Origin of the sequence: Senimuribacter intestinalis (assembly GCF_943192965.1) — a bacterium.
GTDB classification, from domain to species: domain Bacteria; phylum Bacillota; class Clostridia; order Peptostreptococcales; family Anaerovoracaceae; genus Senimuribacter; species Senimuribacter intestinalis.
On sequence record NZ_CALPCF010000004.1, the window covers coordinates 50,958 to 62,851 of the forward strand.

Below are 11,894 nucleotides of genomic sequence, written 5' to 3' on the forward strand. Positions count from 1 at the left end.
TGTCTGTCGGAGATACACTGATGACAACAACCTAACGGAATACCGATTACAAGGAGGAATCTTATGGATTACTATTTTAATCAGCTGCTGCTTGATATCCCCCCTTCAGCATCTCTTGCTGTCAGCGAAAAGGCAAAAAAACTAAAATCTGAAGGCGTCGATATCATTACGCTGGCTACAGGAGAGCCTGATTTCGATACACCTGCAATGGCATCAATAGCCGGAATAAAAGGAATTGCCAGCGGTCACACCCATTATAACGGTGCACTGGGGCTACCTACTTTAAGAGAAAGAATTGCACGTAAGCTGCGAGAAGAAAATGGCATTGACTGTACTGCAAATAATATTATCATGTCCCCCGGCGGCAAATTCGCAATCTATGAAACCATTCGTGTTCTCGTTACGCCGGGAAAAGGCGATGAAGTAATGATTCTCAACCCTGCCTGGGTTTCTTATGAGCCCATTGTAACTGCCTCCGGTGCAGTTCCTATCAATGTAGAATTGGATTTTGAGAACAATTACAAAATCACTGCCGATGTACTAAAACAGCATGTATCAGAAAAAACCCGTGCCATTATCGTCAACTACCCTAACAACCCAACAGGCTGTATTCTCTCGCAGGAAGAAGCGGAAATCCTGGCTGATTTTGCCATTGAGCACGATATTCTTCTGATTGCAGATGAAATTTACGAGCGAATTGTCTATGACGGTACCAAAAGTGTCAGCTTAGCTTCTATTGCACGAATTGCCGACAGGGTTATCACGATTAACGGTTTTTCCAAATCTACTGCTATGACCGGATGGCGTCTGGGCTATGTATGCGCTCCGCTGCCAATACTGCGTATGATTGCGCTTTTGAGCCAGCATGCAGTTAGCTGTCTCAGTGAGTTTTCTATGGAAGCGGCTCTCGTTGCTTTGGACTGCAAGCATGATATCGACACGATGGTAGAAAGCTATCTGCATCGCAGAAACTTTTTCGTAGACGGACTCAACGCAATTCCCGGTGTTTCCTGTCATGTCCCGCAAGGCGCTTTTTACGCTTGGGCTAAGGTTGAGTTAGACGGAAAAAATAGTTTTGAAATTGCAGACTACCTGCTGGACGAAGCCCGCGTCGCAGTGGTGCCCGGCGATTCTTATGGTCTTGGCGGCGCATGCTGCATACGTATGTCCTTTGCAACTGCAGAAAAAGATTTGAGAGAAGCACTTTCCCGCATGGACACTGCTATCAGAAAAATTAACGGAGGTAAATAATCATGAATCAAGTAAACTGTAGAGTATATAACGATTTTAAAAGACCCTCTAAAGAACTCCTTGATAAATTCCGCGGTATTCCTGCTGCAAATTTAGATGACTGTATGGGTCGCCAGGCCGCTGTAAATTCAGCAATCAAGCCCATCGGTAAAGCCGGTCTTGTCGGGTCTGCTTTCACCGTTAAAGTACCACCCGGTGACAACCTGATGTTCCACTATGCTATGGATCTTGTAAAAGAAGGCGACGTCATCGTTATTGATGCCGGCGGCTATACCGAACGTGCTATTTTTGGTGAAATCATGGTGCAGTATCTGCTGACAAAAAAGATTGCCGGTATTATCGTTGATGGTGCTATGAGAGATAAAGAAGATATCGCTGCTACAGGCCTTCCTGTCTATACCCGTGCAGTCACGCCTAACGGCCCTTGGAAAAACGGTCCCGGCGAAGTCAATACTACCGTTTCTTGCGGCGGCAGAACCGTTTCCCCCGGCGATATTGTTGTTGCTGATGCTGACGGAATTGTATTTATTAAACCTTCCGATGCAGAATCCGTATTGGAAAAGGTAGACGCCCTCATGGCCGGTGAAGCAAAATCATTAAAAGCAATCGAAGAAACCGGCTCACTGCCTAGACCATGGGTTATAGAAAAGCTGCAAGCCCTTGGCTGCGAATTCTTTGATACCGTAGAAGAATAAACTTTTTAAATATCCTTCATGAAAAAACAATCCACCTCACCGATGGATTGTTTTTCTATTTATTTAATATAGTCCTTTTCTACATACGGGCTTGTTGCTGTTTTCAGCATGCCGCCGTACCCCAGTTCAAATTCCACAATGTCTCCGACCTGATAATCTTTATCGCAGTGGGTCACGTCCAAAATGATGTGGTCGGAACTGCCACCCATGATTTCAATCTGGGTATCAAGGGGCGTCATACTGCCAAGGTCGGTGTCCTGCTTACCGATACCAATGATGGCACGCTTCATAATGCCTCTATCCTCATAGTAAGGTTTTTCTCCAAAAGCATCGACGCCTACTTCCCCGATAGGAAGGGAAGGTTTCTCTTTCAGTTCAATAATCTGTGCCTGCAGAATCAGCCCGTCGCTGACAGTACCCGGCAGTTTGGTCTCATATGCAGTATCATTGCCCAATAGGAAAGATTCGCCAAGTCTCAAGTTGTTAATTCCCTCTGGCAGCTGCCCTTTGTCCACCAGATAGATGGAACTGGAATTGCCTCCGGAAATCATTTCTAACTTGATACCGTACTTTTCTTCCAAGCGCTGACCGATTGCAACCAGTTGGGAAAGGTTTTCTTTCTTCGGAATAATTGCGCCGTAGCAGGTCAAATTTACACCAATGCCATACAGATTGATGTTTTCCATCTTCAAAATCTCTTCGACTGCTTCGTCAATCAGGTCCTCATCCTGGAAGAAAATCCCCTCTCTCAGATCGCCCAAGTCTATCATCAGCAGAATGTCATGAACCTTGCCTGCTTTTTTCGCCTCTTCACTCAGCAGCCTAATGGTTGAAAGCTCTGAATTAAAGGACAAGTCCACATATTTGACGACCTCGGAAACCTCGCAGTGCATCGGAATACGCAGTAGCACAGTCTTTTTTCCGTTTGTACGTGCCATCTGCGAAAAACTGGCAATGTTTTTCACTCTGGAATCAGCGATAAAATCCACATGAGGATTTTCTGCCACCATCTTTACCATCTCTTTGTCTGCGCAAAGTCCTTTGGTAACAATCATCAGTGAGCAGCCACCCCGTTCTTTGGTTATAGCTGCGCAGGCGTTCAGATTGTCTTCCAGTTTCTTTAAATTTATCTGTAATTTTGGATACATCGTTACTCTCCTACTCTACCCGGTTCGGGCAATTTTTTCTTGTACAATGCTTACAATCGTGGGTACAGTCTCCCATGTACTGCCCACCTCCTTCAGTTGTTGCAGCCCATTTGCCTTTGACACCCTGACCGCTTCGCATTTCTGCTTTTTCCTTTTCTTCGCTCTGCGCCAAGGCAGCATCACGGGCAGCTTTCAGTTCCTCTTCGCTGGCTCCGCCGATTTTTTCTTCCTCTTTGAAGGCTGTCATATCATAACCCAGGCTTTCCATTTCTTCAATGTGTTTGCGATATTCTTCGTCCCTCTGCTTTGCTTCTTCTGCTTCTCGGTTCACATCTGCCATAGCTTTGCTTACTGCAGTAAAATCCTGCTCCTTTTTCTCAGGGAACTTGAAGCCAAGGCTCTTTTCCAGCAGACGAATTGCACCTTCTCTATGGTGTTTAGATAAGACGCCCAGAGACGCCATGATATAGTCATTGTCTACCAGAATCTGTGCATGCTCAGTCGGGAACAGCATCATGCCGGTCTCATTATGTTTTGCAATTTCCTGCATAATTTCAACGCGGTGCGGCAGACGGGTCAGAGCGCCACCGGTTCCTATGATATATTTTACCGGAGTTAAGTCCTTGCCTTCAGCTACGGTACTTCTGCCGGACGGTCCGTAGATATAGCGGATAATACCTGCATGGCGTTCTACTGCTTTCAAAACCGCTTCCTTTGTTAAGCGTTCTACTAGCTTAAATTCATCTTCTGTCTTAGGAATGGCAACATAGGTTTCCAGGGTTTTGTCGAGGTCGATTCCCATTTTTTCACATTCCTTACGCAGCTTTTCTTCGCCGATGGACTCGATGACTTTCATTCGGTTTACATAAACACCTAAATCTCCCTCTACTGTACGTTTCGCCTTTGGTTCCGGAGAAACCATAATGCGAGCGATTTTATCGGATTCTGTTGCTACGGAATGCAGATCTGTGGTTGCGCCACCAACATCCAGCACAATCAGGTCTCCCAAACAGTCGTAGAGCAGCTTAGTACATTCCATCACTGCACCCGGGGTCGGAATAATCGGACCGCTTACCATATCCCGCACGTGTTCCATACCAGGCGCATTGGTAATATGCTCTTCAAAAGCATCCTGAATTACCTTTCTGCAAGGTTCTACATTGAGGTCGTCAATTTTAGGATAAACGTTCTCTACGTTATATAACTTTTGCCCGCTTTCCTCGTCAAAAATCAGCTTCATTTCTTCTTGATTTTCGATATTTCCGGCATAAATAATCGGAGTATTCAGTCCTAATGCACGAATTTTCTCCGCATTGTCGATAGCAGTTTCCCGTTCACCGTAATCTACACCGCCTGCAATCAAAATCAGGTTCGGGTTGACTTCTTTAATTTTTGCAAGGTCAGTTCTCCTCAGCTTTCCGGCAGTTACATAATGAATGATGCCGCCTGCGCCGAGCGCTGCTTCCTTTGCCGCTTTTGCAGTCATATCATAGACAAGTCCATGCACTGTCATTTTCAGACCGCCTGCTGCCGAAGAGGTCGCCAGCATTTCATCATACTCCAAACTGTCTATCTTCATTTTTCTGCAAAGATCATCAATAGCTCCCTGCAGTCCGATACGTACATCGCCATCCATGACCGAAGTCGGTGCCTGCCCCTGCGCCCAGAATAATGGATTTTCTGTATCCAAATCTTTAAACGCATTTACTACTGTGGTGGTCGAACCAATTTCGGCTACTAAAACATCTACCTTCACTCGTATACCTCCCCATCTGTTATATTATCAATTTATTTTTAATTTCACTTTCTATAATCGGAATATCAATGGTGCCCTGCTCATTATCATAGGTAACAATGAGGTTTTTCCAAGGGACAATACCTGCTGATTCATATACATCCATTTTCCATTTGTGTTTCTTCATATACGCCGGATTTCCGGTCAGACCACAATGTTCCCAGTAATAAATTTTGCCGCTGGCGGCAAGGAGGGTGAAATCTGGCGCTAACGTATACTTTCCGATTCTCAGAATCTGCTCATAACGAAACGGTACCTTGAATTCATAGTACTTTTCTGCAAGAATCAGTTCTGATTTTGAACGGACCGCAAGACCTTTCGATGTCAAATGAATTTTCTTTTCCGGCATATAATCACTCTGCTCATAGAGTTCATTTTGCCAACGTTCTGCTTCCGTTTGCTCTGTAGTTTGAAAAAATAATGAGTTAGGCAATTCTTTGTATTTTTTCGGAAGCTGTTTCAGAATATGTTCGGGAGTCGTATCAGAAAATCCATCTATGGCTTTTCGCAATGCACTCAAGTTATTTTCCAGTATTTTTGCTTCCATTTCCAAATACTTTTTTCTTGCCAAAAGCGCCACCATCTCCGGATGTTTGTTTAAGCTGAATCTTTGCCTTTTTCCATCTATCCAGACATTATGATAATACACAGTTCTACCCCGTTCTTTAACCTGCAGCAATGTACCCGGTGGACAAGTTCTCAATTCTTTGCTGACAGAATCCTGCTTTTTTTGTATTTCTGTCAGTATTTCTTCTAATTTGATCCCCAAAATCACAGTTTTTTAACCCCCTTCCTGACAAAACTGACGTATTTCTTTTATTTTGTCATTTTAGTCAGGATTTTGGGTGGAAAAGCTGACAAAACTGACAAAAATCATCTATTTTGTCTGCTTTGTCAGTATTTCAACGCAACTCCTAAAATTTTTTGTGGATCGTTAAGCGTAACTGCAAAAATATAATAATGACAAAGCGGTTCTACTTTCATTGTACAATGTTTGCAGATCGCTTTCAACCATTATTTTCCTTTTTTTTAATTTTTTTCCTGTATCGGTCAGTTCAAGTAGCGCCATGTCCTGCGCTATGACTGCCTAAGCAGCGGCATTTGCAAAACAGGGGCGGGCATTTGCCCGCCCCATAAGCTCCCGTAAGGGTTAAATTACATTTCGCCTCTGCGTCTCTTTGCTTCTTCACATAAGAAAGTTGCAACGTCGATACCGTGAGAGTCTCTGCCGAATCCAGCGTCAATGCCAGTCTTTACAGCGTCATCAGGAATTACCTGTGTACCGCCGGCAGCGATAATTACCTTATCTCTGATTCCCTTTTCAACAGCCAGGTCATTGATTCTCTTCATATTCTTGTAGTGAATATTATCGTGGGAAATGATGGTGGATGCCAGAATTGCATTTGCATTCAATTCTACAGCAGCGTCAACCAGCTTTTCTACTGGAACGGAAGTTCCCAGGTAGTTTACTTTGATTCCCCATTTTTCGATACCGCCGTGTTTGATGTTGATGATTTCACGAAGACCTACAGAGTGTTCGTCTTCACCAACAGTACCGCATACGACAACCATCGGATGATTTTCAAATTCGTTGTACAGAGTTGCATCATCCAGATGATGTGGTTCAGGTGGAATTTCCAGAGCGCTAGGGTCAACATCGAAGTTAACCTTACCCTTCATTTCGATTCTAGTGCCTTCTGCTTCCTGCATTACTTCCTTACTGATTACTTCAGGATTTTCAAGACCAAGCTTCTTGCCGATTTCCAGTGCTGCAGCTTCTGCAGTTCTGGTATTTGCAGGAATCATCATAGTCATCATGACTACACCGTCTCCGCACCATTCCATTTCAGGCTTGATAGCTTCGCCGTCCAGATACTTAGCAACTTTTTCAAGTCTGCGATCTACGCAGTCTTCTTCATCCAGCTCATCGATGAAGACGATTTTGCTTCTATCTTCAAAAGTACATCCGCCGATGAGTGCTGCTGGATCTGCAGGATCTCCGCCGTACTGTTCTACATTATTGTAACCGAAGTGTGCAGTTACAGGAGCCATGTAATCTTCTTCTCTTTCGAAGATATAACCGTAACCTACGCCGCCTTCTGGATTTCTTGCGATACCATCGCCGTTTCTTTCAGGATATTTTGCAGAGTCAACGAAGAAGCCTTCCTTAACTGCCTGGAAATATCCGCCGACTTCGATGATTTCTTCCATGAACAGGCAAGCTCTTTCTTTCAGGTCACGAGCCATTTCACGGAGCGGACCATCTTTCTTCAGTTCAACCATTTCCATCAGACCGTCCATTGCCAGAAGTGCCTGTTTTGCGTTGTCTACAGCCTCCATGTTGTAAATGTGCCAAGGCACGTTTCTTCCTTCGTCCGGTGTGATAGTGGACTGAATGTCTGCACTGGTCAGCTTGGAAATAACCATGTTCATAACATGGGTTACAGTTGCTTCTCTTGCGGAGGAGCAGATATATTTAGTGTTCTGCTGTGCTCTCATTTTGTATCTGCCGCAGAAGTCACGAAGAGCTACTGCATACGGCAGGTCGTAGTACATACAAGGTGCTGGTGTTGCTGTCGGAGGTACAGTTGACAGCGCAATATTTTCCGGTTTGATGCCTACTTTTTCTGAGAACAGAGAGTTGATTGCGTGCTGCACAATCAGCTCAGGCATTACTTTCCACGCTTCTCTTGCGGTAGCATTTGCATTGTGAGCGCCGTCAATCTGCAGAATGCCAGCCCAAGCTAAAACTTTCTTGGATTCACAAGCGTCTACAAAAGAACGAACGCAGTTGATATCTCTGTAAAGTACGTTGTACTGCGGATCCTGGTGCGCACCGTTGATACCTTCTTCTGCGAACATAACAGCTACATCAGGTCCAGCTACGCCGGAAACGTAGGAATGGTAGTTGATTGGACGACCAACTTCATCTTCGATGATATCCAGTGCTTTTCTCTGTGCTCTCACCTGTTTACGAGTTACAGGAATACCACCAATACCCTGCGGAGTACCTTCCATCAGACCGTCGATGTGGGACTGACCCATATGACGAATAACCATGATATGGTCAGCACCATGCCATGCAGCCATTCTCATTCTTCTGATATCGTCTTCAAATCTTCCGGAAGCGATTTCAGTTGTAATAACCGGCATCGGCTGCGGATCGATATCTTCAAAGTACTTTGCAGGAGGAAGACCTACGCCGTTCTTCAAAGGTTCGGAGCAATCATGATACTCAAAAGGTCCCATTTTAAGACCAGGAGCAGGTTTTCTCCAAGTCCAGCCTTTTCTTCTCGGTTCATACTTATCGAGGTCTTTTAAGATGTTTCTAACATCTAATTTTTCATTGTGTTTTAAAACCATATCTGCCATCTTTATTTACCCTCCTTGAACAGTGCTACTGCATCGTCCCAGTATTCGCCAGCAGCCAGTTTTTCACTGGCCTCTCTGATGGAGATGCCTTTGTCTTTAGAAATTTTGTAAACTACATGACCTGTTCCGTGTCCCATCAGACCTCTGTCCATGCAGCCTTCTACGATTTTCTGCGTATCCAGGGAGGAAACGCCCATTCTCAGTAAAACGGCTCTTTCAACGGAAGGGGTTGTGTTTTTTCTTCCCAGTTCAAGAAGCGGGTCAACAACCTGGGCGGTCAGTTCCCAGAATCTGTTGTAAAGTTCTTCGTCAGAAAGATTTGCGATATGCTTTCTTCTCTGTTCGAAATCGTCTGCTCTTTTCATTCTATTTTCTCCTTTATGCTAAAGATATTAATATCCCAGTTCGGCAAGTGCTGCCATAACAAAATCGGTATCAGTGTTGGTTTCTGCTACTAAGAACTGAATATCCTCGTCAGTCAGTTTCTCTACGCCTGCCTTCTTTACTGCCTTCTTGATTAAAGACTTTCTGAAGTGGGTGATGTCAGCTTCTTTGTGTTTTACAAAGCTTGGATCCTTCGGCAGAATGATGTTCACGCCCGGCTTGTCTTCTTCCTGCGGGTTTCCGAACTTGATTTCGATGCCGTTTTCTCTTGCAAAGTCAAGCTGCGGCTGAATATGTTTACCAGCGCCGGTGTATTCAGTTTCACTGATGACAAGCACTGCATCTTCAGGCAATTCCTGCGCCAGAGAAAATGCTGCCGCAAGGGCTGTATTTCCTGCCGGTCCTCTTTCGATACCCTCAAGATTAGCCAGTGCTTCTGTCATGTACATAACCTCACCCTGTGTTACAGTTACATAACGATCCATGTAACGCAGAGGTCTTGCAGCAGAACGCGGAACATCAGAGTGGTCCGGATCAGTTGCATAAGGTACACCAAATCCAGTATGACCTGTGGTGCAGGATTTCTTATTAAACTGCTCGTCGGAAGCCATGTGCAGTCCGGTCAGGTCGATGGAAGCGGAAACCATTTCTGTATCAACAGCGCCAGCCTTTAATAGACCTCTTGCTGTACCTGTCATCATACCGCCGCCTGCATTGGTGCAGACTACCATATCCGGGTCTTTGCCAACCAGTTCACGACACTGCATTGCAATTTCGTAACCCAGTGTTTCTACGCCGGCAATGCCGAACGGAGAATACAGTGAAGCGTTGAAATATCCGGTGTCTTCCAGAACAGAAAGGAATGTGTAGAACAGTTCAGGTCCTACAGTCAGCTGAATAACTTCAGCGCCGTAAGCTTCGCATTTTCTTGCTTTTTCTACAATTTCAGGCTGTCCAACACCTTTGGAATCGTAACATTCCTGTACGATGATACATTCCATTCCCTGCATTGCTGCCTGGGAAGCAACTGCTGCACCGTAGTTTCCGGAAGTTGCTGCGATAACGCCTTTATAACCTAATTTCTTAGCGTGTGCTACTGCACATGCCGCTCTTCTTGCTTTAAAGGAACCGGAAGCGTTGGCTGCCTCGTCCTTTGCAAAAATTCTTGCGCCATAGCCCGGCTTTGCATATTTTCTTGCCAGCGCGGTCAGGTTGCGCAATTCAATCAGCGGTGTGTTTCCTACTGCAGTTTTTGCCTGAATCTTAGCAACTTCTTCCAGGGTGTAACCGGTGGATTTCATCAGTGCCTCATAGTCAAAAGCTACTGAACCGGATTCAAATTCTGCGTAGTCAAGACCCAGTGCTTTTCTCTGAATCTCATTGGATCTGCCCATAACGGAATCATAATCTTTTGCCAGTGTCATTATTTGTCACCTCCAAACATGATTTCTCTCAGCTGTTTGTCAATCTCGATGATTTCAGGGACAAATTTGCCGTAGCTGTGTGTATAGTACGGGTTTACTTCAATTAAAGTGCCCTTTTCCATACGACCGCATGCAGTTTTTACGGTAACAACATCGCCGATTTCTGCATCTTCCTGCAAAGTGCCCTTAGTCCACATCTGCAGGTCACATTTCTGTGTATCTTCAGGAATTTTAGCAGTTCTTTCTTCTGCCTTGAGTACTACAGAGTGAATGCGTACCCATTCTCCTTTTTTTACCATTTTAATCATCTCCTACATTATTTATATAGTATGACGCCGCTTGCGCCAGCTATCTTACGTCTCTCATAGTAACCTAGAAGACGCTGGATTTTTTGTTCACAGCGAGGCAGCAAGTCATCGAAACACGGAGGTACTTGTGTGAATTTAAGTACTGAACGATGAGACTGACAACGCTGTGGACAAATAAGACAAGTCTTAATTATTTAACCAGTTTGCAGTCTTCCTCGATCATATTTCTCATGTCGCCCATGATTGCGTGAGGAACTGGAATGTCGATCATAGTCTTAAGACCAGGTCTTGCGTTGATTACGTGCGGAATGCAGTTCATGATCATAGCCATAGTTCCGATACCGCCTTCGATTTCCGGAGTATTAGCCATGTTTACAGGAGGATTACCCTTAATTTCTACGTAGTCACCTGTGAATACGCCAACCTGCTCAGGTTCGATCTGCTGCGGATGATCCATTTCAATCTTAACTTCGCCGTCAACAGTTCCCCAGCCCTTCATTGCAACGCCTGCAACCTGACCAGCTGCTGCGAAGCCGTAAGGAGATTTTCTGTCTACATCAGTCACGATCGGTTCCATATCCTGTTCAAACTTCTCAAGGTTCCAGCCCAGCGCATCGCAGATCATGCCAACGGATTCTGCGAATCCTACGTGACCTGCCATAGTGCCGTCTGCTTTTCTCTTGTTAAAATCTTCTACTTCTACGCCAATTCCCTGTTCTTCCATTACAGCAGGACCAAACGGAGATAAGCTGTTTACTCTTCTGGAAACGATGTGATCAACGGATTCACAAGCACCAGTCCACAGGATTACGAGAAGGTCCATAATCAGACCAGGGTTGATACCAGTACCCAGTACAGTTACGCCGTTCTTCTTACCGATTTCATCCAGCTTCTTAGCCAGTTCAGGTTCCTGTGCCTGCGGATAAGCCATTTCTTCAGCGGAAGTGATGACGTTCATGCCGTTTTCCATAACCTTAACCAGTTTGTCATATACTTTTGCAGTGAAAGAGTCTGTGCAAACTACTACGATGTCTGCTGCACCTGGTTTGATTACTTCATCTGCAGTGCCAACGATAACATCTTCTCTGTCGCCTCTTTCGATACCAGGCACTACTTCATACAGGCTCTTGCCCAGCTTTGCGCCGATGTCGATTGCGCCGACAATGTCAACACCCTGTTTCTTTACTAACATTTTGCCGATTCCGCCGCCCATAGCGCCGAGTCCCCAAAGGATTACTTTTACATTTTTCATTTGCTTTTCTCTCCTTTTAATAAATCATTACTATAATATGAATTGACTTTGAAACGCGTTTTCGCGTGATGCCTATATATAAAGCAACAACCATGCCAAATATTCCCGTGTATACATGATACAATTTCGCCGCAATAATTTCATAAAAATAGTGGTTTTCAGCACTTATTCTGTGCAAAAACCACTAAATAACTCTCGCAGATTGCGGAAATTTTTAAATTTTGAAGTGACCGCATTTCTAATTCAGCGGGCATAATGCAAATTT

At 44.7% G+C, this 11,894-nt stretch carries 10 protein-coding genes; 2 read left to right on the forward strand and 8 right to left on the reverse strand.

The window, feature by feature from the left end; genetic code table 11:
- The first annotated feature begins 63 nt into the window (after window positions 1–63).
- Window positions 64–1,251, forward strand: coding sequence for a pyridoxal phosphate-dependent aminotransferase (locus NFR88_RS05080; protein ID WP_161908748.1), 1,188 nt, complete (start codon window positions 64–66; stop codon window positions 1,249–1,251).
- Window positions 1,252–1,253: 2 nt separating this feature from the next.
- Window positions 1,254–1,946: an RraA family protein gene (locus tag NFR88_RS05085; RefSeq protein ID WP_161908749.1), complete on the forward strand. Its 693-nt coding sequence runs from the start codon at window positions 1,254–1,256 to the stop codon at window positions 1,944–1,946.
- 59 nt (window positions 1,947–2,005) lie between these two features.
- Here NFR88_RS05085 and orr read toward each other — a convergent pair whose 3' ends face one another.
- The 8 genes from orr to ord form a co-directional block, all read right to left on the reverse strand.
- Complete coding sequence (gene orr, locus NFR88_RS05090) at window positions 2,006–3,094, reverse strand: ornithine racemase Orr (RefSeq protein ID WP_251613977.1); 1,089 nt, start codon at window positions 3,092–3,094, stop codon at window positions 2,006–2,008.
- A gap of 10 nt (window positions 3,095–3,104) precedes the next feature.
- Window positions 3,105–4,850, reverse strand: coding sequence for a GlmL-related ornithine degradation protein (locus NFR88_RS05095; protein ID WP_371874438.1), 1,746 nt, complete (start codon window positions 4,848–4,850; stop codon window positions 3,105–3,107).
- Window positions 4,851–4,869: 19 nt separating this feature from the next.
- Window positions 4,870–5,664: a hypothetical protein gene (locus NFR88_RS05100; RefSeq protein ID WP_160200953.1), complete on the reverse strand. Its 795-nt coding sequence runs from the start codon at window positions 5,662–5,664 to the stop codon at window positions 4,870–4,872.
- A 380-nt stretch (window positions 5,665–6,044) separates the two neighbouring features.
- Window positions 6,045–8,261: a D-ornithine 4,5-aminomutase subunit OraE gene (gene oraE / locus NFR88_RS05105; RefSeq protein WP_160200954.1), complete on the reverse strand. Its 2,217-nt coding sequence runs from the start codon at window positions 8,259–8,261 to the stop codon at window positions 6,045–6,047.
- 2 nt (window positions 8,262–8,263) lie between these two features.
- On the reverse strand, window positions 8,264–8,626 hold the full coding sequence (locus NFR88_RS05110) for an ornithine aminomutase subunit alpha (RefSeq protein WP_160200955.1): 363 nt from the start codon (window positions 8,624–8,626) through the stop codon (window positions 8,264–8,266).
- Window positions 8,627–8,653: 27 nt separating this feature from the next.
- Complete coding sequence (ortB, locus tag NFR88_RS05115) at window positions 8,654–10,069, reverse strand: 2-amino-4-oxopentanoate thiolase subunit OrtB (protein WP_251613979.1); 1,416 nt, start codon at window positions 10,067–10,069, stop codon at window positions 8,654–8,656.
- Window positions 10,069–10,368, reverse strand: coding sequence for a 2-amino-4-oxopentanoate thiolase subunit OrtA (ortA, locus tag NFR88_RS05120; RefSeq protein ID WP_160200957.1), 300 nt, complete (start codon window positions 10,366–10,368; stop codon window positions 10,069–10,071). Before ortA ends, ortB begins: the two co-directional genes overlap by 1 nt.
- A gap of 199 nt (window positions 10,369–10,567) precedes the next feature.
- Window positions 10,568–11,629: a 2,4-diaminopentanoate dehydrogenase gene (ord, locus tag NFR88_RS05125; RefSeq protein WP_251613982.1), complete on the reverse strand. Its 1,062-nt coding sequence runs from the start codon at window positions 11,627–11,629 to the stop codon at window positions 10,568–10,570.
- Window positions 11,630–11,894: the final 265 nt, after the last annotated feature.

Excerpts from the sequence above, each read along its gene's own strand:
- NFR88_RS05080 (WP_161908748.1), top strand. The coding sequence starts at position 64 with ATGGATTACTATTTTAATCAGCTGCTGCTTGATATCCCCCCTTCAGCA.
- NFR88_RS05085 (WP_161908749.1), top strand. The coding sequence starts at position 1,254 with ATGAATCAAGTAAACTGTAGAGTATATAACGATTTTAAAAGACCCTCT.
- orr (WP_251613977.1), bottom strand. The coding sequence starts at position 3,094 with ATGTATCCAAAATTACAGATAAATTTAAAGAAACTGGAAGACAATCTG.
- oraE (WP_160200954.1), bottom strand. The coding sequence starts at position 8,261 with ATGGCAGATATGGTTTTAAAACACAATGAAAAATTAGATGTTAGAAAC.
- NFR88_RS05110 (WP_160200955.1), bottom strand. The coding sequence starts at position 8,626 with ATGAAAAGAGCAGACGATTTCGAACAGAGAAGAAAGCATATCGCAAAT.
- ortB (WP_251613979.1), bottom strand. The coding sequence starts at position 10,069 with ATGACACTGGCAAAAGATTATGATTCCGTTATGGGCAGATCCAATGAG.
- ortA (WP_160200957.1), bottom strand. The coding sequence starts at position 10,368 with ATGGTAAAAAAAGGAGAATGGGTACGCATTCACTCTGTAGTACTCAAG.
- ord (WP_251613982.1), bottom strand. The coding sequence starts at position 11,629 with ATGAAAAATGTAAAAGTAATCCTTTGGGGACTCGGCGCTATGGGCGGC.